A 21,693-nucleotide genomic window follows, 5' to 3' on the forward strand; every position below is an offset into this window, starting at 1 on the left:
AGACGCCATGGGTGAACGGGCCGACAACCGCACAGTGCTGGAAATCGCGGGCAATGATCGCATCGCCTTTCTGCAGGGGCTGGTCTCGAACGACGTGACCAGGCTGGCTGGCCGCATGGCCTATGCCGCGCTGCTGTCACCCCAGGGCAAATACCTGGCCGATTTCTTCGTGTCCGAACGCGGCGACACGCTGCTGCTGGATGTGCATTCCGATCTCGCCCCAGGCCTGATGCGGCGGCTGGGCATGTACAAGCTGCGCGCCGATGTCACCATCACCCCGTCCCCGCTGCATGTCCGGCGCGGCCTCGGCACCCCGCCCCAAGGCGCCCTGCCCGATCCGCGCCACCCCGCGCTTGGCTGGCGGCGCTACACCGATACCCCCGGCACCGCCCCCCTGATCGATTGGGATGCGATCCGTGTTGCCCATTGCATCCCCGAAACCGGGAGAGAGCTGATCCCCGAGGAAACCTATATCCTCGAGGCCGGGTTCGAACGGCTGCACGGGGTCGATTTCAAGAAGGGCTGCTATGTCGGGCAAGAGGTCACCGCCCGCATGAAACACAAGACAGAGCTGCGCAAGGGCCTCATCACCGTGCAGATCACCGGTACCGCCCCCGTCGGCACCGAGATCACCACCGATGGCAAACCCGCGGGCACGCTCTTTACCCAATCCGGCGGGCAGGCCATCGCGCATCTGCGCTTCGACCGCGCCGAGGGGCCGATGCGGGCGGGCACCGCCACCCTGCGCCGCGCCGCCCTGACGGCCTCCTGACACAACGCTGTCAGGGGGGCTGTGGTATAGTCCGGTCATCGTCAACCGAAGGATCAGAACGATGCCCCACACCCCGCAGCACCCCGTTGTCTGGGCGGAAATTCCCGTCACCGACCTGCCCCGCGCCATGGACTTCTATCAGGCCGTGTTCGACTTCGCCCTGAAGCTCGACGAAACCGGCCCCAACCCGATCGCCCTCATTGCCGCCGCCGATGACAGCGGCACCGCCGGCCATCTCTATCCCGGCACCCCGGCCGCCGATGGTCAGGGCCCCACCATCCACCTGTGGGTGCCCGATACGGTCGAGGCCGCGATGAAGCGGCTGGTCGCGGCGGGCGGAACCGAGCTTGGCCCGGTCGTCACCATCCCGCCCGGCCGCTTCGCCTATGCACAAGACCCCGACGGCAATTCCATCGGCCTGTTCCAGCCCGCCGCGGCCACCTGATGCGCCGCGCCGACCGCCTGTTTCAGATCGTTCAGTATCTGAGGGGCGGCCGGCTGCTGACCGCCCGCCATCTGGCCGAAAGGCTGGAGGTGTCCGAGCGCACGATCTACCGCGACATCGCCGATCTGATCGGCTCGGGCGTGCCGATCGAGGGCGAGGCGGGCGTGGGTTATCTGATGCGCGCGGGCTATGACCTGCCGCCGCTGATGTTCAACACCGGCGAAATCGCGGCGCTTGTCGCCGGGGCGCGGCTGATCCGCGCCTGGGGCGGGCTCGACATGGCCCGCGCCGCCGACGAGGCGATGCAGAAGATCGACGCCGTCCTGCCCGACGCCGCCCGCCAGCGCGCCGGGGCGGTTCAGATTCACGCCCTGCCCATGCCCGAGATGGACGACGCCCTGCGCGCCATGCTCGACCGGCTGGAGCGCGGCGTGGACAGGCGCCTGCGCCTGCGGCTCGAGTATCGTGATGCGGCGGGCCACCCCACCGCGCGCATGGTGCGCCCGCTGGGCCTCTGGTTCTGGGGCAAGGTCTGGACGCTGGTCGCTTGGTGCGAGCTGCGCGAGGATTTTCGCATGTTCCGGCTCGACCGGATCGCCGGCATCGCCGAAGGCGCGCCCTTCCGCCCCGAGCCCGGCCGCGACCTGGCGGCGTTCTACGCGGCGCTCTCCGCGTGCGGCGAAGATGCCGGCGGATGCTGAACGCGGCGGCGCCCGTCACCTGGGTTTCGTACGAACCGCCCCCCGGAATCGCACGGTTTGTACGCTGAACGCCGGGTTAAGCCCGCGCCCGGCGCACAGGCCCAAAGCGTTGCACGAATGAAAAGGGCAGCGCACGCAGCCCTGCCCCGTCTTGACCACAAGATGTGCCGTCCGCTCAGGCGCGTTCGGCATATTCCATGGTTTCGGTGTTGACGATGATATCCTCGTCCTGCCCCACGAAGGGCGGCACCATGACCTTGACGCCATTGTCGAGGATCGCGGGCTTGAAGCTGTTGGCGGCGGTCTGACCCTTCACCACCGGCTCGGTCTCGACCACCTTGCAGGTCACCTTCTGCGGCAGCGTGGCGTTCAGCGCCTCGGATTCGTAATATTCGATGACCACGGTCATCCCGTCCTGCAGGAACGGGCGGCGTTCGCCCAGGATCTCTGCGGGCAGTTCGACCTGCTCATAGGTTTCGGTATCCATGAACACCAGCATCCCGTCGGATTCATAGAGGAACTGCTGGTCTTTCTGCTCCAGCCGAACCTTCTCGACCTTGTCGGCGCTGCGGAACCGTTCGTTCAGCTTGGACCCGTTGCGCAGGTTGCGCAGCTCGACCTGGGCAAAGGCGCCGCCCTTGCCCGGTTTCACATGGTCCACCTTCACAGCGGCCCACAGGCCACCGTTGTGCTCCAGCACATTGCCGGGGCGAATTTCGTTACCGTTGATCTTTGGCATATGACAAAACTTTGCTTAAAGGTTGATCACACTTTTGCCGCTCCTATATCTTGACCATGACAGGCTGGCAAGGCGACTAAATACGGTAGAGCGGAAATGGAGGCATGCGAAGAGTGCATGACAGACATTCCCAATATGCAATATCGAATCGCGCCAAAAAAGCCATATTCGGCGGCACGCCTGAAAATGCAAGAGCAAGAATAAAAGGACGACGAGATGGTCGATTTCGTTGATGGCACCGCTTTCAACCACGAGCAGGGCAATCGCGCGCGGAAACTTTTCGCAGCGGTGGTTCTGGCCGCACTGGATGACGCGATTGCAGACGACAAGAAATATGGAAACGGGCCGGAGCAGATTGCCCGCTGGGCCCGTTCGCGCGATGGTCGGGAAGTTCTGTCCTGCGCCGGCATTGATCCGAACGAACGGGTTGTGTCCGGGCTGATGGAATTCGTGGGCAAGGGCGTACGTACCTCGGTGGCTCTGTCACGCGAGGAAAGCGAGCGTCGCCAGGTTCAGGAGCAGGCCGAAGCCGCCTGATCCGACTCCGTTGCGGATTATCAAAAACGCGCCCGCAAGGGCGTGTTTTTCTTTTCCGAACCGCCGCTATTCGAAGTCCCGGCTGGCCATGACGCGATTGATTTCGCGCCGGACGAGCTTGCGCACGTTGCGCGTGATACGTTCGCCCAGGGCGCCCTGCAGCTCCTGACGGACGATCTCGCTGACCAGGTCGCGCAGCATCTCTTCGTCGAGCACCATGGGCTCGTCTTCGAGATCAAGCTCGCGCTCCTGATCCGCATCGGCCTGTTGCGCCGTTTCCGGGGCTGCCTCTTCCGCGGTGGCCTCTTCCGGCGTGGCTGCGGGTGCAGGCGCGTCAGCCGCCGCGGCCTCTTCGTAACGGGCGGATGTGCCGTCAAGTTCGCTGCCGTCAGGCTCCCACTCTTCACCGCTGTTTGAAATTGCGGCTTCAAGCTCTGCGATACGCTCTTCCAGAGAGATCTCTTCCCAGGCATCGCCGGCTGGTTCTGGCCCGGTTTCGGGTGCTTCCGCCTGCGGCTCAGGCGCCGGGCCGCTCCCGGCCACCTTCGGCGCGGCATCGGCAGCGCACTGGGCCACATCGCCCGACGCATCTTCCACGGGCGCACCCGGATCGGCCACCGAAGGGTCGGCAACGCGCAACGCCGGCGTCAGCACCAGCTTTTCAACCTTGCCCGCCCCCGCGTCCGGCGGAAACGCCGCCGGGCTTGCAGCGCTGCCGCGCTGCGTTGCTTCGTCGGCTACGAGTCGTCTGATCGAAGAAAGGACATCCTCGATATCCACTTGCCTGACGGAATCGGACACGTGCGGGCCTCCTACATCTGATGCAGGTATAGTAGCCTGCACCGTATAATCGCACAATAAGTGGTGTGACTACTCGCGGCCGATGTTTTTCAGCACCCTGTCGAGCTGCTCGCCCTGAATGCTGCGCAGCGGCGCGTTCCGCACGGCGTTGTAATAGGCGGTCGGATCATAGGTCGGGATACCGAGGTTCAGATGCTCCACCGTCAAAAGACCCATCGAGGCCAAGACGCTGTAATAGGCAATGAACTGGTTCGTCTCCGCATCGACGCGCCCGGTGCGGGCATCCAGGAGTTCCTGTTCGGCATCCAGCACGTCAAGCGTGGTGCGCGATCCCAGGCGGGCCTCTTCCCGCGTGCCTTCAAAGGCGAGCTGCGCGGCGCGGATACGCTGATCGCTGGCCAGAAGCTGCGACCGTGACACGGCAAGACCGGACCAGGACTGGCCGACATCCTGCTCCACCAGCTGAACGGAACGGTGCAGGGCCGCGCGCGAGGCATCGCGGTTTGCCGCCGCTTGCCGCTGCACCGAAACCAGCGCGCCGCCACTGTAAAGCGTCTGCCGCAGCTCCAGCCCGACAGAGCTGGAATCGTTCCCGCCATCGGTCCGGCTGGCCGCGGCCGTGGCCGACACCGACGGGCCCCGCGCCGCTTTCGCCCGCGCGATAGAGATTTCGGCGGCGGTCACGTCATGCTGGGCGGAAATGATGCTGGGATGGCCCCGCACTGCGATGGAACGGGCGTCGGCCAGTGTTTTGGGCAGGGTCGGAACGCGGGGCGTGCCGGTCAGTGTCTGGGGGTAGTGCCCCACCGCTGTCCGGTAAACTTCGCGCGCCGAGGTCAGTGCGCCTTCGGCGGCCACCAGGTTGCTCTGCGCCGTGGCCAGCCGCGATTCCGCCAGGGACACATCTGTCCGCGTCACCTCGCCCACATCGAACCGGTCCTGCGCGGCCCGCAACTGTTCGCTGATCAGCCGCACGTTGTTTTGCGCGAGCGACACGTTCTGAATGGACGCGCGCACATCCATATAGGCCTGAACCGCGGTCAGCAGAACGTTCTGCTCCACCCCGACCAGGCTGGCACGGGCCGAAAGCACCGACTCCTTGGCCGCCTCGACCGCCATCCGGTTCGACCCGCCATCAAAAAGCGCCATGCTGGCCTGCAGCGAAACCGTGCCGCTGGTGTTGCTCGATATCTGCGGCGTATCCACATTCGTGGCTTCCGCGATGAACTGCAGCACCGGCCGCAGCGCGGCGATGGATTGCGCGACGTTTTCATCGGCCGCGCGCAGCAGCGCCTGGTTCTGCTCCAGCAGCCGACTGTTCTTGTAGGCAGAAATCAGCGCGTCGGTCAGCGTTTCGGCCGAGGCCGCCGGTGCCAGCGCTCCACTCAGAAAGGCCGCCGAGGCAAAGCCCAGCACCGCGTGTCGGAAGGTTTTTCCCATTGTCTCGCCTCTGCCTCGCATCACATGTTCACCTGCTCGCCGGACCATAGCGCTTTTTCGTAAGCTTTTTTCGGCCCTGCCAGAAATTCATAGCATGAAAGCACGCTGCTCTTCAAAGCCCGGCAGAACAGGAGCACCGGCATTGAAGCTAAATCGCCACGTTACGTTTCCATCGATCTTGTAGCCGATCCGGCACACGCCCAAGGCGCCCTCCATGAACAGCGCCGCGATCCGCCCGCCCTCGCGCAGCTGCGCCAGCAGCGCATCGGGCAAATGCTCGACCGCGCCCTGAAGGATGATCACGTCATAGGGCCCGTGCTTGGCCGCCCCGGCAGCCAGCGCGCCTTCGATCACGGCGGCATTGTCCACGCCCCGCTCCGACAAAGTGTCCTGCGCCTCCGCCGCCATGCCGGCGTCTTCCTCGACCGCAACAACGGCCTCGGCCAGCCGCGCGATGACGGCCGTCGAATAGCCAAGCCCGCAGCCGATATCCAGCACCAGCTCATCGGGCTGAATATCCAGCGCGTCCAGCATCTTGGCCAACGTGCGCGGCTCCAGCACGACACGGCCGCCACCCAGATCGAGGTTTTCGCCGACATACGCCGCCTCGCGGCGGTTGGCGGGCACATAGGCCTCACGCGGAACCGACAACATCGCATCGATGATCGGGAACTTGGTAACATCCGAGGGGCGGACCTGCGTGTCCACCATCATACGGCGGCGCGTGGCGTAGTCTGTCATGTGACTAAACTCTTCGGTCTAGTTGTGGTTAGCTTCAGTGATGACACAGAAACTATTGAACGGCAACACGCAAGCACGCCGCCGGGCGCGCCTGTGTCCGCACGGCCAGCCCGGGCATGACGCCACGGTAAAATGCCCCCGCAAAGCCCATGAAATCACCGGGCCGGCGGCCCTCTGCAAACCGCGGCAGCTCGCTTGCGGCGATATACGAGCCAGTGATCCGCCCGCCTGAACGCCGTGTTGTTCCGGCGGCCTCGAATCTGGCCGGAATAGCTCGTTCGATGCCGGCGCCCACGGCACCCCCACAGCGCGTCTCACACGGCGCAAACCTGTTGCGGAAAATTGCAGCCGTGCCGCAGCAGATGGGTTGCGTATGACCGGCGAACCCCATAAAAGCACCGCACCACAAGGCACCGGGCGAGTTGGCGGAGTGGTTACGCAGCGGATTGCAAATCCGTGTACACCGGTTCGATTCCGGTACTCGCCTCCAATAAAATCAATGACTTGCGTCATCCTTCCTCTCCTTCACTGCCATTTTTGAAACAACCGTTGAAACTTTCACGTTTCGGTCTTGCTTCGTTCCATTTGATTTCTTGCCTCTTGGGCGCGCTTCGCGAGCTCTCTTTGCCGGATCGGGCCGCCGTACTTTTTGAGCATTTCAACGCCTGAGTGACCGGTGACGGCTTTGACCATCTCGTCATCACATCCAGCCAGATACAGCTCGATCGTCGCGTTTTTCCTGAGCCCGTGCGTTTTGTAGTAGCTCGCCTTCTCGTGCTTCATCTTCTTTTTGATGGTGCGCATTCGCCAAGCATCAAGTGCCTCGGTTTCGGGAGCCGGCGGGGCAAGCAGTGAAACGGTTGCACGTTTTCAAGAGCTATTCGGGGATTTCTGATGCCCTGGCCAGTGGTTCAATTTGTGTTCCATAAGCCGAAACGACTGACATCGAAGTGGTCAGACCGGCATGCCAAAAAACTACGAAAGTTCAGTGCCTTGCAAGCTATTCACCAAAACCCCGCAGTCATGAGGTCCAGAGAATGTCGGCCCGGAGAGAACGCTTTGGGCCATCCTCGCACCGAGGCCAGTGCTCAGCCCCTCCCGTATAACCCCCGAAAACAACGAGAAAATCCGGCCGCAGCTGGATCGGAAGAACGCTTTCGCGGGGGCAAGTGGCGGAGGGGATGGGCCTGATATCCAACCTTCTCCAGGACGAGAAGTGGTGTGCCGCCCCTCATGATTTGCTCCGACGAAAGCCGTATCGAATGCCCTCGCCGCGGAGTTCTAAGACACGCGCCCCGTCTTCAGACATAGGGTTTGGAAGCATTTCGATCATCGCTCGCGCGGGTTCAGAGACGTAGCTGACGTAGGCAATCTTATACTGGACGCCGCTTCGTGGTCGTGCTGCGGCTCGTGCAGCTGCTACCTCAGTTTCGCCCATCTCAAACGACTGAGGATCGTCAAGACTAGCTTTTACTTCGATCTGCCAGATCTGGTTGCGGTAGCTTACCTCGAAATCGTATCCCAACCCGTCTCGACCCTTGCGGCCGGTGATCAGTTCGCCATTTTCTGAGCGCCACGCCGCATCAATATCTTGATTGGGTAGAATTTTCCTAAGCCAATGGTAGATCGTCACTTCGCCAAGCCGACCGATGAGTTCCGTTTTCTCTTCCGGAACTCGCGGTCTGCGGCCTTTGGGGGAGCGGTCGCCTGCTTCTTTTTGCTTGGATGTCGGGGACCCGTTGGGTTCTGCAAGATCCGTTATTGTTCCGAGCGACCTCCCCAACACTTTTGTCGAAAGCGTCCGACCAAGTTCTTCTGATATCTGAAACAGGTCGGCGCCGATTGGGTCGATAAAACGACCGTTGAAAGGGACGGAGCGCGCTTCTCTCTTCCGCTCCTCATTGGCCTCGCGAGCTCGTACGCTCTCCGTCGACAGGTCTCCCTCAGAGAGTCCCAGCCCCTCGAGATCGAGTGCGAGCGGCATCGCGGTTGGCCAAAGTTCAAGCACATGGAGCCATCTCAACAGCGCATTCTGGTCCAACGGCTGGAAATCCAGGACACCAACGTCGTCGAGGCGCTTGCGAACATGATTACCCTCATCATCCGCAAGCAAAGCGGGTGTAGATCCGTCCGGCTCGTTCTTCGCGCACCATGCGCGCACGATAGGCGCAGCCTCTAGTATAAATTCTCGAACAAACTTGTGATTGTGCGTGCGTACTTCGGACAGAGGAGAAAGGTTCTTGGCAGCATGACCAAGTGGCGGCGCCTCATGTTCCGCAAGCCATGAGTTCACAAGTGCTGCGAGAGCATGTTGCGGCGGCTCTTCGAACTCCAGCAGCCATTTAGGATCCGGCACCAGGTTTCTAAAGCTCCCCCGGAGTTCGCCATAGGTCTCTGCTGGTTCCATATTTTTCAAACGCATAGCAGAAGTCGTGCGAAGACAATCCGTTATCTCTACCTCCTTCACACGGATGAAGTTTTCGAGGCGCGATCTGTGGGTGTCAGAGTACGCTTCTGGTTCCATCCCGAGCGCTATCAAGCTCGAATTGAATTCAGCAAAATCGAGCCGGAGCCCCTCGCGGAAATCCTTAGGGCCAAGCGCGGTCCGGGCCACCTCTACAACCTTGTCCGCAGTGACAGCCTTTTCATTCAGCAGTTTCGAAAGCGCGAGTTCGAGAGCAAGTGCATCCTTGAGGACATCGGCACCCTCTTCGTCGAAATCTTGAAGTGCTTGTGGTCCTGCCACCAGGTGCAGCACTGCTCTTATCCAGGGTGCCACGCGCTCCAATCCAGCACTTATTGTGGCACGCGCGGCCTCCGCTGCAGTATGAGACAGCTGCAAGACACTCGCGAAACGCTTCAGATGTCAACGGCGGAGTAAAAACCGGCCACGTGGCGGCGCAAAACCAAGCCAGTGGCGGGATGCCAAGCGCCATGGCGCGTGCGCTCCCCAGATAGCTGGCGCGTGCCATGGCGCATTGGCCCGGAGGGCCAATTCTGCAATGTGTGATCAGGTTGAGGCTTCGGCCTTTCGGGCGCGGCTTTGGCCGAGCCGATAGCTGTCGCCGTTCATCTCGAGGATGTTGACGTGGTGGGTCAGCCTGTCGAGCAGCGCGCCGGTCAGGCGTTCGGTGCCGAAGGTTTCGGTCCATTCGTCGAATGGCAAGTTGCTCGTGATCATCGTGGACCCGCGCTCATAGCGCTGCGAGATCAGCTCGAACAAGAGCTCGGCGCCGGTCTTGGATAGCGGCACGAAGCCCAACTCGTCGATGATCAGCAATTTGACGCCGGCCAGCTGCTTTTGCAGACGGAGCAGGCGGCGTTCGTCGCGGGCCTCCATCAGCTCGTTGACCAGCGCGGCGGCGGTGGTGAAGCTGACCGCCATGCCCTTCTGGCAGGCCGCCAGCCCCAGCCCGAGGGCAACATGGGTCTTGCCGGTGCCACTGGGCCCCAAGGCGATGACATTCTCGCGCCGCTCAATCCAGTTGCAACGGGCGAGTTCCAGCACCTGCATCTTGTTGAGCTTCGGGATCGCCTTGAAGTCGAAGCTGTCCAGGCTCTTGGCCGTCGGGAACTTCGCGGCCTTGATGCGCCGCTCGATCATCCGCCGCTCGCGGTCGATCAATTCCAGCTCGACCAGGCGGGCCAGGAACTGGACATGATCCAGCCCTTCCGCGGCGCATTGTCGGGCGAGCTTCTCGTATTCCCGCAGGAAGGTGGGCAGCTTCAGCGTCTTGAGATGATCCGCGAGCAGGATCTTCGGGATGTCGGTCATGCTGCATCCTCCGACATCAGGGCCATATAGCTGGCCGGGGATGTGGTCTCGACGTTCGCCCGCGGCAGATATGGGTAGACATCGAGATCCAATTTCGGCGGCCGTTTCTCGACGTGACAGAGGACGAGGTGCTTGACGGCATCGAAGCCGACCGCGCCCAATTGCAGGGCCTTCTTAACGGCGGCATGCAGATCGTCGATGTCGAAGGTCTCCAGCAGGCGCAGAACCTGGACATACTCGCGGCGTCCGGCCTTGATCATCCGCGCTTCCATCAGGCGGCGCAGGGTCGCGAACTCGAGCGGCAGGTCCCATTCCGCCAGGGGCGCCGCCTGGTCCAGGGCGTTGATCTTTTGCTCGATGAGCGGAAGGTAATGCACCGGGTCGAAGACCATGTCCTCACGGTCGTAGCAGCGTGGATGTCGTGCGATGACCTCGCCACCGCAGCCGATCACGACCACGTCGACATAGCCCCTGATCCAGACGTCACGGTGGCCGTAGGCGACGGGGACTGAGTAATCGTTGGTTTTGTAGCGCACCAGTGCCTGGGAGCTGACCCGTCCGGTGACCTGATCGCAAGCATCGAATGGCGCTGTCGGCAGATCAGCCATCGCGGCCAAATCCCGCTCGAGGCGTTCCGCGATCGTCTCGGACTGGCCGCGCAGGACATCCGCCTGACGTTTGAGGCACTGTGCCTCCAGGTAATCGTTGAATGCGTCCCAAGTCGCGAACCGCGGGATCGGCACCATGAAGTTGCGGCGGGAATAACCGACCAACCCCTCCGCGTTGCCCTTGTCATTGCCCTTGCCGGGGCGCCCGTAACGATCACGGAACAGGTAATGCGACAGGAACCCGCTGAAGAGCGTGGCCCGCTGACGCGTTCCATCAGGAAGAATCTTCGCAACCAGACAGCGGTCGTTGTCGTAGAGGACCGACGCGGGCACCTTGCCGAAGAACGCGAAAGCGTGAACGTGGCCATCCACCCAAACCTCGGCAGTGGCTGCCGGATAGGCTCGCACGAAGCAGGCATCACTGTGCGGCAGATCCATGACAAAGAAATGCGCCTTCTGCTCAATGCCGCCGATGACGACCACCGCCTCGCCGAAGTCGGCCTGGGCATGACCGGGCGGATGCGCCAGCGGCACGAACATCTCGCGGCCGCGCCGTTCACGCTGCCGCATGTAATCCTTTACGATCGTGTAGCCGCCGGTGAACCCGTGTTCGTCGCGGAGCCGCTCGAACACCCGCTTCGCCGTGTGCCGCTGCTTGCGATGGACCTCCCGATCGCCGTCCAGCCAGCCGTCGATGATCCCGGTGTAAGCATCCAGCTTCGGCCGCCTGATCGGTGCCGACCGCCGATATCCCGGCGGGACCGAGAACGCCATCATCTTGGCTACGCTGTCGCGCGAGATGTTGAAATGCCGCGCCGCTTCGCGCTGGCTCATGCCTTCAGCACAGGCCAGCCGAACTTTCCGATACAAATCCACGGTGAAAATCCTCCCGCCCTCCCTGTCGCCAGAAAGGGTAAAGGTGGACGACTTTTACGCCGCCCGCAGCAGGCTCATCCCGCCGCTACCGTGGCCGACTTTTGCACCGCCGTTCTCACACGTCGCTGTCCGTCGCTCCATCACTCGACAAAAGAACTCGAAATCCCCCTTCAGTGATAGTACGGTCAGGACCATGAGTTAGCGCCCGCAAGAGGTCTGGGAAATTCCCGGTCATTCCGCCAGCCCAAGTGGTCAGTAGCGGCATCGTTCAGGCTTCTCGCAGTAAGGGTAGAGCGGTATCTTCATCGAAAAGCGACGCATCCTCTAGCAGAGTTTGTCGCAGTGAAGTCCCGACCGCCTTGGCCAATGGGGGAGGAATGGCATTTCCGATTTGCTTTGTCATTTCACGTTTCGAACCAACAAAAGCGTAATCGTCAGGAAACCCCTGAAGACGTGCTCCTTCACGTAGGGTCAGGTTCCTGTGCTCGAATGGATGCCCAAATCTACCACGCGTGAAACTATCGAACATCGCGGTGATGGTTCCAGCGGGCTTGTCGGGATGCAGTCGTCCATACACCGCACGATGTCCGATACGTTCAGCGCCCGCCTTGTGGCAGTTCGACCGTAGTTCTAGCGGCAGGTCTTCGAAGCCGCCACCTGGTGGCACAGCTTCGATTCTCAGCCTGTTAAGAGGCGATAAAGGTGTCACGATGTGCAGGGGATCAGCTGGCATGGTACAACGCTCTTTAGCGGGAGGCGGTAGTCCTGCCAAAGCCTCAGCGACAGTTTGATGCCGCAAAACGCATGGCTCGGGAAATACAAAATCTCCTGAAACATCATGTCTTATACCAACGACGAACACACGCTTCCTCAACTGCGGCAGGCCAAAATCAGCCGCATTGAGAACCTTCGTCCTGACCTCGTATCCCAATGTTTGCGCGAGTTCCTCAAAACGATTTAGTACAACTCGTCCACGCGCTCCGAGAAGGCCGGTAACATTCTCCATAAGGAAAACCTTTGCGCGCATAGCTGCCGCTAAGCGGACGAACTCCAAAACCAAATCATTTCTGACATCTTCGTCAGCACCAATTCGTTGAATGGAAAACCCCTGACAGGGAGGTCCACCAGCAACTAAATCGACTTCCTTGGGCAGCCCAAGCCGACCGAGGCGTTCAGAGGTAAGCGCAGCCACATCTTCCTTAAAACACGGGTGATGGCGAAAATTCTGACGATAGCTTCTTACGGCCGGCTCCCATGCATCAAAGGCACCGACAACGTTGAATCCGGCAGATTGCAAACCGAGCGACAGCCCTCCAGCTCCGCAAAACAAATCAATGGCGGTAGGTTTCATCGTGCGGCCATTGGTTCATGAGCGGCCTGCCGACCAGCTTTCAGAGCAGGAATTCTGCGAGAGAAAGTGGAACCTAGGGAGCCCGAGATGTCCATCTCACGATCTGTTACTTCAGCAGGCTCGCCGAACATTTCCCCGAGAATGTGAACAGCAAGGAAGGCGGCGAACGGCGGTGGCACCGCATTGCCAACCTGCAGGAAAGCTGAGCTCAGGCCCCCTGCGAACGTCCATGATCGCGGAAAGCCCTGGAGTAGGGCAGCCTCTCGTACAGATAGACCACGGTGTTGCTCAGGATGTACATACCTACCGCTCGCCGGATTTCTTGCATGACCTGTTATGGTGATCGCCGGGCGGTCCCACCAAAGCCTGCTGTAGACATCCTTGAAAGCCAACTCGCCCGTGCGTTCTGCGTAGCGACGTAGGCTCTCCGGGCCGACGTCAAATGGACGCCGCCCGCCGTCCAAAGGAACAGCTTTGATCGTCTCCACTGTCGACGACTTGTGTCCCGCCGTATAATGCATCCGATCCGAAGCGCAAACTTCTCCTGGAGTAATGCTCGGTAGAAACTCAATTGCTTGCCGAACTGTGCGACGTCCCTCTCCCGTCAAGAATCCCCTTGGCATTTTGAATGGTCTCCGCATGCCAACCATTACGGCGCGATATCGGTGCTGAGGGACGCCGAAATCTGCCATATCGTGAGCGGTCAATACGACTTCGTAGCCAGCGCTCTCGAGAACACGTCGCGCTTCAGCGACAACGGGCCAATAGCGGTCTGTCGCTACCTCCGGAACATTTTCGACAATGACTACATCCGGAAGAATTGCGATCGCTGCCCTTGCGAACGTAACAAACAGCGTGTTGCGAAGATCTGCTTCCCCTGCGGAATTCCTATGTGAGGAGAAGCCTTGGCAAGGCGCACAGCCGATTAGCACAAGCGGAGCATCGGGCGCTCTTCGCGCCTCATTCACCAACTGGACTAAGCCTTCTTGGCTCTCGGAATATGCATGCAAGTCAAGCTTCAAGGGCTTGAGACCCAAGTTCGCTTCGTAAGTTTTCATCGCGACGTCATCGATATCGATGGCCGTCGCAAGACGATACGCTGGCAAAAGCGCGTTCGCCGCCAAAAAGCCCGCAGACATGCCTCCACATCCCGCGAACATGTCGACCACGTCCACGGGACCAGTTTTCGCAACCCGGGCGGCCGACCACTGTTCGTCTAACGACAGCGCAAGCTCAACACCTGCTTCACGTACTGCGTCACGGCTCTGCGCAAATTCACGTAGCTGCGCCAGTGTCCCGCCGGGCTCTTTTGTCCCGTTTATGCGATCCGCCATCTCACTAGTCCCTCCTGAAGCGTCCACGTGCTGGTCCGAACTCCGGCAGCACGTCTCGCTTGCGTAGGAAGATCGGCTCGCCCCGGCATTTCTTGATCGCCCGAATACATCTTGTACCTTATCATCTTGGCATCCCCCGTCCATAGTAGTTTGTCTCGCTCGTTCCAAGTCGAAAAGCTGTCAACCGCACCCGCAATGGAAGCGGCGACAAAGTCCTAGGCATAGGCTCCCGCCGACACGCAAGGCCACTCTCACATGCACGCCCGCGCGACGGCCAGCTGAGGTTGCGAAGTTGGACTGCGCCTTTCCAGAAGCCTGCACAGGTAAGTGGCACGACGGTAGTCTTCCGGCCAGGCTGGTCGTGGGGGCCCGTCAGCGTTTGGATCGGTCTAAGCGCTTGCTGCAAAACGGCAATGTTGCTACCGGTAGCGAGCGCAGCGGCTAAACCGTCACCCAGCTGCTTCGCCACCTTTGGTATTGTTCGATTTCGGTTCCTTTTCGAAGCTTGACCCTGAAATCGAAGTGTTCAGCAGGCAGGGGATTAACCCTCGCAATTTCAGTGGCTTGTCAAGACTTCACCAAATCGGCGCAGTCATCAGGTCCAGAGAATATCGGCCCGGAGAGACCGCTTCCGGCCCGTCTGGCGCCGGGGCCAGTTCTTAGCCCTTCCCGCATAACCCTCGAAAACAACGGAAAAATCCGGCCGCAGCCGGATCGAGAGAACGCTTTCGCGAGGGCAAGTGGCGGAGAGACAGGGATTCGAACCCTGGAGACGGTCTCCCGCCTACACACTTTCCAGGCGTGCGCCTTCGACCACTCGGCCACCTCTCCGTTCCCCTGCTCCTACAAAAGTCGCGCAGGGCATGCAAGCGCTGTTCTGATCTGTTTTTCTGATCGGCCGGAAGCGTGGCTTCCCCCTGCCCCTCTACCGGTCGCCATCACCGTCGGCGCCGCTGTCCTGCACCGGCTCGCGCAGTGCCACATCCGCTGCGGACGGGGGTCGTGGCCCGCTGAGTTGCGGCGTCTCCGTCTCTGGCGTGGCCGCGCGGCCCGCAAGCGTTTCGGGATTGCGCAGCCAGATGTCATGCTGCGCAAACGGAATCTCGATGCCCTCTTCAGCGAAACGGCGGTTGATCTCGTGGTTCATCTCCGAGCGCGCGCTCAGGCTGAAGCCGACGTCGCGCAGGATCACGCGGATCTCGAAATCCAGTGAACTCGCGCCGAACCCCATGAACAACACCTGCGGCGGCGGGTTGACGATGACGATCGGGTGCGATTCCGCCACTTCCTTCAGGATCTGTTCCACCTTCCGCGTGTCCGAACCATAAGCCACCCCGACGGGCAGGATCAGCCGGCCGGTCAGGTTGTGCTTGGTCCAGTTGGTCACGGCACCCGACACCAGATCGGCATTGGGGATGATCACGTCCCGGCGGTCGAATGTCTCGATCGTGGTCGAGCGGACGGAAATGTCACGCACCGTGCCCATCACCCCGCCGACCTCGATCCAGTCGCCCTCGGAAACCGGGCGCTCGATCAGCAGGATGATGCCGGACACGAAGTTCGACACGATGTTCTGAAGGCCAAAGCCGATCCCGACCGACAGCGCACCGGCGACGATGGCGAGCGAGCTGAGGTCGATCCCGGCGGCGGTAATGGCCAGTATCCCCGCGATGAAGATCCCGACATAGCCAAGCCCCGAAACGATGGCATTCTGCCCGCCTGCATCGATCTTCGTTTTCGGCAGCACGGTAGAGCGCAGCCCCCCCTGTACCAGGCGGGTGACCGTGTAGCCGATGGCGAAAACCACCAGGAAGGTCACGAAATCGCTGGGGGAGATCCGGGTATCGCCGACCACGAAGCCTTCGGCGAACCGGGCCCAAAGCTCTGTCAGATCGGCCACGCGCGCGCCCCAGATCAGCGCCAGAAGCGGCAGCGCCAGAACCGACAGGAACAGAATGATCAGCACGGGCGCGAGCGCGTTCTCGGCGCCCTCTTCATCGCCCGCCAGCAAGGCGTAGACGTCGACGACAAAGCGCTGCAGAACCGCCAGCATCCCCACAAGCCCGAGCGAGCCGATCGCGGGATAGGTGAAAAAGGTCGCCGCCTCGGCATAGCCGACGGCCGCCAGCGCGGGCCCGGCCACCGCCACCGCCATCATCCCCCGCCCGGCCAGCTGCGCCAGCCGGTTGCGGTACACGCGGTCTTCGCTTTCGGCCGCGTCGGCCCGCACATGGGCCAGCAGCAACTGGCCCAGCCGGAACATCAGGATGCCCGCCAGAACAAGCAGCGGGAAGCCGAGCGTCACCTCCGCCTCTATCGGGAAGTTCCCGAAATCCGCCACCTGCCGCAGCAGGCCGCCCAGCGCCAGCACAAGGCCCAGCCCGGAGGCAAGCCAGCGCCCCTCGGCCGTGCGCTCGGGCGACAGGTTGAACAATGGTGCCCGCAGGCTGACCTTGGGAAAGATCCGCCCGCCCAGCCAGCGCCCGAAAAAGAAGATCATCACCGCCGGCGGGATCAGATTGGCGATCTGGCCGCCGCGCAGGCCCAGAACCCCGGCCACCGAAAACGCCTTGATCAGCGCCAGAAGCCCGATGAAAGGCAGGAGGATCTGGCCCAGCGAAATCAGCGAGGCCCACACGCTGCGGGCGCGGTGCGATTTGCTCTGCGACAGGCGCATCGTCGCCGCTTCCATCCAGCGCCGCCCACGCAGCAGCAACAGCAGCGCCGCTGCCAGATACAGGATGATCGCCGGCAGGCCGTTGCGCAGTTCGGTGCGCAGGATCGGGCTGTCGAGCGCGCGCGTCGTTTCCTTGGTGACAATCCGCAGCGTGCCCGTCACCGCCGACAGCCCAGCGCGCCAGTTCGCCGGGTTCAGCGGCGACGGCCCCAGACGAAGCAGTTCGTCCGCCTGCCTTTCGCGGATGATCGTGTCAATTTCCCGGATCAGGCCATCGGCGCGGCGATAGGCCTCCTCGGCGCTCAGCACCGGCGCCTGAAGCCGGGCAAGCTGGGCGTCCAGCGCCGCCCGCCGCTCGGCGATCTCGGGGGCTTCGACCGCGCCATCGGTGGGCGCCGGCCCAAGCGCGGCGATCTGCTCGCGCAGGGTCTGGATACGGGTCTGGTTGGTCGACTGGGCGCTCAGGAAGGTGCTGCGCCATGTGGCCAGTTCCTCGCGCAGCTGCTCCAGCGCCACGTTCGACGCACGCCCGGCCTCGATCGCATCCTCGGCGCGCCGCGCCGTCGCCTCCCATGTGGCGTAGTCGGGGGCGGTTCCCTGCGAGATGTCGGCGACGGCCCCGCCCTGCGCCAAGACCTGCGGCACCGGCCCGGCAAGGGCAAAGATCACCAGCGCCAGAAGGCGCAGCATGACAATCACGGTTCATACACCTCGGGCAAGGGGCGCGGTGCGGCGTCCAGCCAGGCAGGAACGGGCAGCCCCTTTTCCTTCAGGAAGGCGGGGTTGAACAGCTTGGACTGATAGCGCGTGCCATAGTCGCACAGCACCGTCACGATCGTATGGCCCGGCCCCATGTCGCGCGCCATGCGCATCGCCCCGGCCACGTTGATGCCGGTGGAGCCGCCAAGGCACAGCCCTTCGTCGGCCAGCAGATCGAACACCACCGGCAGCGCCTCGGAATCAGGAATCCGATAAGACATGTCGGGGCTGAAGCCCTCCAGATTGGCGGTGATGCGGCCCTGCCCGATCCCTTCGGTGATCGAGCTTCCCTCGGCCTTCATCTCTCCTGTCGTGTAATAGCTGTGCAGCGCGGCGCCCTCGGGATCGGCCAGGCCGATCTTTACCCCCTTGGGCTGAAGCGCCATGGCCACGCCGGCCAGCGTGCCGCCCGAGCCGACCGCGCAGATGAACCCGTCGACCTTGCCGCCGGTCTGTTCCCAGATCTCGGGCCCGGTGGTTTCGACATGGGCCTGCCGGTTGGCGATGTTGTCGAACTGATTGGCCCAGATCGCGCCGTTTGGTTCGGATTGTGCAAGTCTTTCCGCCAAACGTCCGGAATACCGGACGTAATTGTTCGGATCCTTATAGGGTTTCGCAGGCACCTGAACCAGTTCGGCACCGGCCAGGCGGATCATGTCCTTCTTTTCCTGGCTCTGCGTCTCGGGGATCACGATGACGGTGCGGAACCCCATCGAGGCCCCGACCAGCGCCAGCCCGATACCGGTATTGCCCGCCGTGCCCTCGACGATCGTGCCGCCGGGGCGCAACAGCCCGCGCGCCACCGCGTCGCGGATGATGTAGAGCGCGGCGCGGTCCTTGACCGACTGGCCGGGGTTCATGAACTCCGCCTTGCCCAGGATGTCACAGCCCGTTGCCGCGCTGGGGCCCCGCAGCCGGACAAGGGGCGTGTTGCCGATAAGCTCTGCCAGATCTTTGCGCATGGTCCTCTCCCCTTGTGCCAGGTTGCTTCCTGAGTATCGCCCGCACCGCGGGAACTCAAGCTTCGGCGCGGAGACGATCACGGTTGCGTGCCAGCCAGAAGGCCGAAAGCAGCAGCGGCGCGTTGTCCAGCTCGCCCGCGTCCAGCAGCGCCATCAGCCGCTCATAGCCGATGACATGGGCGCGGATGTCCTCTCCCTCGCCCGGCACACCGCCCAGCCCGGCGGCGCTGTCGGGCAGATCTGCCAGCCCGACGAAGGAATAGAGATATTCGCTGACCGAACCGGGCGACGGGTAATAGCCATGCACCCGGTGCAGCGCGCCGATGTCCAGCCCGGCTTCCTCTTGCGCTTCGCGGCGCACGGTCTGCTCGGGTGTCTCGCCCGCGTCCACCCGGCCGGCGATCGCCTCGAGCAGCCAGGGCTGGCGATCGCCCCGTGCCATCGGGCCGACGCGGAACTGTTCGATCAGCAGCACCCGGTCGCGCCCCGGATCATAGGGCAGCACCGTGGCCGCGTCGGGCGCGATGAAGGCGGCGCGGGAGAGTTCCGCGCTGATCGTGCCGTCAAAGCGGCGATGGGTCAGGTCGAACTCTTCGACCGCGAAATAATGCGCATAGGGCTGGCGCGTCTCACGGATCGTCACATCGCCGTCCCGCGCCCGGTGGCGTAGCGCGGTGGGCCCGGGCGTGGCCGCGCGCAGGCGCGAGGCGGCCCTGGCGCGGATCTGCGGAAAGCGGCGCGCAACCTCGGCCGCGGGCCGCTGCCCGAAGGCCATCATAACCTCTTGCGCGGCCAGCAGCGTCACCGCGCCCTGATCCGCGACCCAGTCAGACAGCCGCCAGTCCCCGTCGGGCGTTTGCACATGATCGGGAAAATAGACCTGCGCGGGGCGCGGCCCTTCCGCCGTTTCCACCGTGGCCGGGCGCAGGGAATAGCCGTGGCCGCCTTCGTAGAAATCGAGCCGCGCCAGCGCCGCCGCCGTCAGCCCGCGCGCCAGCACCCCGGCGGCGCGTGCGCCTTGCTGCGCCGTGATCGTCGGATAGTCCTGCCCCGCGACGCGCCGCACCGCGTACCCGGTCAGATGCGCCGGTTCACCCGTCACCCCGCCCCGTTCGGGGCCGAGCACGCAGTCAAGCAAGGCGGGATGGCACAGGGTGCCATAGAAGAACAGATCGGCCAATTCTCAGCTCCAGCGCCTTGAAACCCATTCGGCCAGCAAGCCGGCCAGAACGCCGCCGATCAACAAAATTGCCATGACCTGCGGCGATGTGACCATCAGCGTGCCATATTTGACAGCAAGATCGAAGGCAGAGACGATCGCATCCATCACCCCGTCATAAACCATCCTGGTGGAGCGTTTCAGCATCTGGTAAACTGAATGAACCAGCAGCGTGTAGAACATCAGCGTCAGCGCCGTCCGCAGGCCCGACGCCATCGCCGGCTGGTACCCGTCGCCCACGAGCCGCCCCATCACCCGCCATCCGATCACGGCGCCCAGCAGCGCGTTCAACTCGCTGAACATGCGGGTGTTGGTGCCGGTGGGCAGCAAGGGCTTGTAACTGTCAGAGGCCAGAAAGGCGATGGCGGCAAAGCATAACGCGGCGACAAGGCGGGCGGCGGTGGGCATCGTGCGGGTGGCCTCTTATCTTTCCTGCATCGCTGCCAGTTTCCGCGCGCGGCACGGTTTGCGCAAGGGGCGCGCGAGATTTTCACGCCCCGTTGCGGCGGCGCGTCAGCCGCCCCGGTTCGCAAGGGCGGCAAGGGCGCGGGCGCGGCCCTCGGCCAGCCCGACTACCGGCGCCGGGTAGATGTCATGCGGCGACAGGGCCCAGCGCCGCGGCACCGCGTCGAAATAGCGGAGCGCGGAGGGATGCGGCGTGCGCCGCCCCTCGGCCAGCCAGGTGTCGGCATAGGTGCCGTCGGGGTCGAACTTTCGCAGTTGCGTGTCGGGGTTGAAGATGCGGAAATAGGGCGCGGCATCGGGGCCGGACCCGGCCACCCATTGCCAGCCCATCGCATTTGCGGCCGGGTCCCAATCGACGAGGCATTGCTCGAACCAGGCCTGCCCGACGCGCCAGTCGGTCAGAAGATGTTTGGTCAGGTAAGAGGCCGCGATCATCCGCGCGCGGTTGTGCATGGTGCCGGTCACATACATCTGCCGCATCGCCGCATCGACAAAGGCCACCCCGGTGCGCCCCTGCTTCCAGGCGATGACCTCGGGCCGGCCGTCCTCTTGCGACCAGGGGAATCCGTCCCAGCCGGCGCGCCAGTTGCGGGTCGCCATATGGGGCGTGTGATACAGCAGGTGCCAGGCGAATTCGCGCCAGATCAGCTGTTTCAGGAAGGTCTCGGCCCCGGCCGCCCCCGCATCGAACGCGTGCCGGGCCGCGCGCCAGACCGTGCCCGGGCTGATCTCGCCGCAGCTCAGGTTTTCCGACAAGCGCGAGGTGGCCGCCCGCGCCGGGAAATCCCGCGCCTCGCCGTAGCCAGCGATGCCTTCGGACAGGAAATCATGCAAACGCGCCCGGGCGGCGGCCTCTCCCACCGCCAGATGCGGGGCGACGATGGCCGCGCCACGCCCCATCGCCGCACCCATGCCCCAATCGGCCGGGTCATCGCTTCGCGGCCAGACATGCGGGCCGGCAAGTGCCGCAGGCGCGGGCAACGGCGCGGGCGGGTCGCGCTGCTTTACCGCGCGCCAGAACGGGGAATAGACCTTGTAGAACCCGCCTGCCCCGGTCGCGACCGTCCAGGGCTCGAACAGCAGATGGCCGGGAAAGCTCTGCGCCGTCAGCCCCGCCGCGCGCAGCCCCGCCTTGACGCCGGTATCGCGCGCCCGGCTGTCGGGGTCGTAGAGCCGCGACCAGAACACCGCCCCGGCCCCGGTTTCCGCCACCAGCGCCCGCAGCACGGCCAGCGCGGGGCCCCGGCGGCAGATCAGCCGCGATCCGGCCCCGGCCAGCGCCTGCGCGAACCGCTCCACCCCCAGCCCGAGGCGCCATTTCGGCGCCGCGCCGAGGCGCTCCACCACCTCATCATGAATGAACACCGGGATCACCGGGCGCCCGGTCCGGCAGGCCGCGTCCAGCGCCGGATGGTCGGTCAGGCGCAGATCGCGGCGCAGCCACAGAAGGATCGGGCGTTCATCGGTCATCGGCCCTGTTTCCCGGCGCGG

19 protein-coding genes and 2 tRNA genes are annotated in these 21,693 nt (G+C 63.3%); 5 read left to right on the forward strand and 16 right to left on the reverse strand.

All coding sequences use genetic code 11. The features are described from left to right. The first annotated feature begins 7 nt into the window (after nt 1–7). The 3 genes from TQ29_RS12170 to TQ29_RS12180 all read left to right on the forward strand — a co-directional run bounded on the left by TQ29_RS12170 (nt 8) and on the right by TQ29_RS12180 (nt 1,918). A complete protein-coding gene (locus TQ29_RS12170; protein WP_054539382.1) occupies nt 8–772 on the forward strand; it encodes a folate-binding protein YgfZ in 765 nt (254 codons plus the stop codon). A gap of 61 nt (nt 773–833) precedes the next feature. Continuing rightward, the gene (locus tag TQ29_RS12175; RefSeq protein WP_054539383.1) at nt 834–1,217 is read left to right on the forward strand and encodes a VOC family protein; all 384 of its coding nucleotides are present in this window, start codon (nt 834–836) and stop codon (nt 1,215–1,217) included. Further along, nucleotides 1,217–1,918 (forward strand): YafY family protein, encoded by a 702-nt coding sequence (locus tag TQ29_RS12180; protein WP_054539384.1) that lies wholly within the window; start codon nt 1,217–1,219, stop codon nt 1,916–1,918. The genes TQ29_RS12175 and TQ29_RS12180 overlap by 1 nt, the downstream gene beginning before the upstream one ends. Before the next feature lie 175 nt (nt 1,919–2,093). Here TQ29_RS12180 and efp read toward each other — a convergent pair whose 3' ends face one another. Then, nucleotides 2,094–2,657, reverse strand: a complete 564-nt coding sequence (gene efp, locus TQ29_RS12185) for an elongation factor P (RefSeq protein ID WP_054539385.1) — start codon at nt 2,655–2,657, stop codon at nt 2,094–2,096. Nucleotides 2,658–2,873: 216 nt separating this feature from the next. Here efp and TQ29_RS12190 point away from each other — a divergent pair, with 216 nt between their 5' ends. Further along, the gene (locus tag TQ29_RS12190; protein WP_037206110.1) at nt 2,874–3,194 is read left to right on the forward strand and encodes a DUF6280 family protein; all 321 of its coding nucleotides are present in this window, start codon (nt 2,874–2,876) and stop codon (nt 3,192–3,194) included. Between the two features lie 66 nt (nt 3,195–3,260). Here TQ29_RS12190 and TQ29_RS12195 read toward each other — a convergent pair whose 3' ends face one another. From TQ29_RS12195 to TQ29_RS12205, 3 genes are all read right to left on the reverse strand, one after another. Beyond that, entirely contained in the window at nt 3,261–3,995 is a 735-nt protein-coding gene (locus tag TQ29_RS12195; RefSeq protein ID WP_082386615.1) for a hypothetical protein, read from the reverse strand. 69 nt (nt 3,996–4,064) lie between these two features. Then, a complete protein-coding gene (locus TQ29_RS12200) occupies nt 4,065–5,435 on the reverse strand; it encodes a TolC family outer membrane protein (protein ID WP_054539387.1) in 1,371 nt (456 codons plus the stop codon). 87 nt (nt 5,436–5,522) lie between these two features. Further along, nucleotides 5,523–6,176, reverse strand: coding sequence for a protein-L-isoaspartate O-methyltransferase (locus tag TQ29_RS12205; RefSeq protein ID WP_054539388.1), 654 nt, complete (start codon nt 6,174–6,176; stop codon nt 5,523–5,525). A gap of 416 nt (nt 6,177–6,592) precedes the next feature. Here TQ29_RS12205 and TQ29_RS12210 point away from each other — a divergent pair. Beyond that, nucleotides 6,593–6,666: transfer RNA gene (locus TQ29_RS12210), tRNA-Cys, on the forward strand. A 68-nt stretch (nt 6,667–6,734) separates the two neighbouring features. Here TQ29_RS12210 and TQ29_RS12215 read toward each other — a convergent pair. The 12 genes from TQ29_RS12215 to TQ29_RS12265 form a co-directional block, all read right to left on the reverse strand. After that, nucleotides 6,735–6,980: a hypothetical protein gene (locus tag TQ29_RS12215; RefSeq protein WP_235974503.1), complete on the reverse strand. Its 246-nt coding sequence runs from the start codon at nt 6,978–6,980 to the stop codon at nt 6,735–6,737. Nucleotides 6,981–7,407: 427 nt separating this feature from the next. Continuing rightward, on the reverse strand, nt 7,408–8,934 hold the full coding sequence (locus TQ29_RS20280; RefSeq protein WP_082386616.1) for a protein NO VEIN domain-containing protein: 1,527 nt from the start codon (nt 8,932–8,934) through the stop codon (nt 7,408–7,410). Nucleotides 8,935–9,186: 252 nt separating this feature from the next. Further along, nucleotides 9,187–9,951 carry an IS21-like element helper ATPase IstB gene (istB, locus tag TQ29_RS12230; RefSeq protein WP_054539392.1) on the reverse strand — a complete coding sequence of 255 codons (765 nt, stop codon included), beginning with the start codon at nt 9,949–9,951 and terminating at the stop codon, nt 9,187–9,189. Continuing rightward, nucleotides 9,948–11,393 (reverse strand): IS21 family transposase, encoded by a 1,446-nt coding sequence (gene istA, locus TQ29_RS12235; protein ID WP_082386617.1) that lies wholly within the window; start codon nt 11,391–11,393, stop codon nt 9,948–9,950. The genes istB and istA overlap by 4 nt, the downstream gene beginning before the upstream one ends. 310 nt (nt 11,394–11,703) lie before the next feature. After that, nucleotides 11,704–12,786 (reverse strand): DNA cytosine methyltransferase, encoded by a 1,083-nt coding sequence (locus TQ29_RS20285; protein WP_082386618.1) that lies wholly within the window; start codon nt 12,784–12,786, stop codon nt 11,704–11,706. Further along, a complete protein-coding gene (locus tag TQ29_RS20290) occupies nt 12,783–14,120 on the reverse strand; it encodes a DNA cytosine methyltransferase (RefSeq protein ID WP_162231824.1) in 1,338 nt (445 codons plus the stop codon). Before TQ29_RS20290 ends, TQ29_RS20285 begins: the two co-directional genes overlap by 4 nt. A gap of 741 nt (nt 14,121–14,861) precedes the next feature. Continuing rightward, nucleotides 14,862–14,951 (reverse strand) — tRNA-Ser (locus TQ29_RS12240). 94 nt (nt 14,952–15,045) lie between these two features. Beyond that, complete coding sequence (locus TQ29_RS12245) at nt 15,046–17,487, reverse strand: DUF3772 domain-containing protein (RefSeq protein ID WP_054539394.1); 2,442 nt, start codon at nt 17,485–17,487, stop codon at nt 15,046–15,048. Nucleotides 17,488–17,492: 5 nt separating this feature from the next. Continuing rightward, nucleotides 17,493–18,518: a cysteine synthase A gene (locus TQ29_RS12250; RefSeq protein WP_054539395.1), complete on the reverse strand. Its 1,026-nt coding sequence runs from the start codon at nt 18,516–18,518 to the stop codon at nt 17,493–17,495. Between the two features lie 55 nt (nt 18,519–18,573). Then, on the reverse strand, nt 18,574–19,698 hold the full coding sequence (locus TQ29_RS12255; RefSeq protein ID WP_054539396.1) for an NUDIX domain-containing protein: 1,125 nt from the start codon (nt 19,696–19,698) through the stop codon (nt 18,574–18,576). Between the two features lie 3 nt (nt 19,699–19,701). Next, complete coding sequence (locus tag TQ29_RS12260) at nt 19,702–20,145, reverse strand: TrgA family protein (RefSeq protein ID WP_054539397.1); 444 nt, start codon at nt 20,143–20,145, stop codon at nt 19,702–19,704. A 105-nt stretch (nt 20,146–20,250) separates the two neighbouring features. Next, complete coding sequence (locus TQ29_RS12265) at nt 20,251–21,672, reverse strand: deoxyribodipyrimidine photo-lyase (RefSeq protein ID WP_054539398.1); 1,422 nt, start codon at nt 21,670–21,672, stop codon at nt 20,251–20,253. Nucleotides 21,673–21,693 lie beyond the last annotated feature (21 nt).

This window comes from Actibacterium sp. EMB200-NS6, assembly GCF_001305615.1.
In the GTDB taxonomy this organism is placed as follows: domain Bacteria; phylum Pseudomonadota; class Alphaproteobacteria; order Rhodobacterales; family Rhodobacteraceae; genus Actibacterium_A; species Actibacterium_A naphthalenivorans.

Excerpts from the sequence above, each read along its gene's own strand:
- TQ29_RS12205 (WP_054539388.1), bottom strand. The coding sequence starts at position 6,176 with ATGACAGACTACGCCACGCGCCGCCGTATGATGGTGGACACGCAGGTC.
- TQ29_RS12265 (WP_054539398.1), bottom strand. The coding sequence starts at position 21,672 with ATGACCGATGAACGCCCGATCCTTCTGTGGCTGCGCCGCGATCTGCGC.
- istB (WP_054539392.1), bottom strand. The coding sequence starts at position 9,951 with ATGACCGACATCCCGAAGATCCTGCTCGCGGATCATCTCAAGACGCTG.
- TQ29_RS12180 (WP_054539384.1), top strand. The coding sequence starts at position 1,217 with ATGCGCCGCGCCGACCGCCTGTTTCAGATCGTTCAGTATCTGAGGGGC.
- TQ29_RS20285 (WP_082386618.1), bottom strand. The coding sequence starts at position 12,786 with ATGAAACCTACCGCCATTGATTTGTTTTGCGGAGCTGGAGGGCTGTCG.
- TQ29_RS20290 (WP_162231824.1), bottom strand. The coding sequence starts at position 14,120 with ATGGCGGATCGCATAAACGGGACAAAAGAGCCCGGCGGGACACTGGCG.
- TQ29_RS12200 (WP_054539387.1), bottom strand. The coding sequence starts at position 5,435 with ATGGGAAAAACCTTCCGACACGCGGTGCTGGGCTTTGCCTCGGCGGCC.
- TQ29_RS12175 (WP_054539383.1), top strand. The coding sequence starts at position 834 with ATGCCCCACACCCCGCAGCACCCCGTTGTCTGGGCGGAAATTCCCGTC.
- TQ29_RS12170 (WP_054539382.1), top strand. The coding sequence starts at position 8 with ATGGGTGAACGGGCCGACAACCGCACAGTGCTGGAAATCGCGGGCAAT.
- TQ29_RS12215 (WP_235974503.1), bottom strand. The coding sequence starts at position 6,980 with ATGCGCACCATCAAAAAGAAGATGAAGCACGAGAAGGCGAGCTACTAC.
- efp (WP_054539385.1), bottom strand. The coding sequence starts at position 2,657 with ATGCCAAAGATCAACGGTAACGAAATTCGCCCCGGCAATGTGCTGGAG.
- TQ29_RS12250 (WP_054539395.1), bottom strand. The coding sequence starts at position 18,518 with ATGCGCAAAGATCTGGCAGAGCTTATCGGCAACACGCCCCTTGTCCGG.
- istA (WP_082386617.1), bottom strand. The coding sequence starts at position 11,393 with ATGAGCCAGCGCGAAGCGGCGCGGCATTTCAACATCTCGCGCGACAGC.
- TQ29_RS12260 (WP_054539397.1), bottom strand. The coding sequence starts at position 20,145 with ATGCCCACCGCCGCCCGCCTTGTCGCCGCGTTATGCTTTGCCGCCATC.
- TQ29_RS12190 (WP_037206110.1), top strand. The coding sequence starts at position 2,874 with ATGGTCGATTTCGTTGATGGCACCGCTTTCAACCACGAGCAGGGCAAT.
- TQ29_RS12245 (WP_054539394.1), bottom strand. The coding sequence starts at position 17,487 with ATGCTGCGCCTTCTGGCGCTGGTGATCTTTGCCCTTGCCGGGCCGGTG.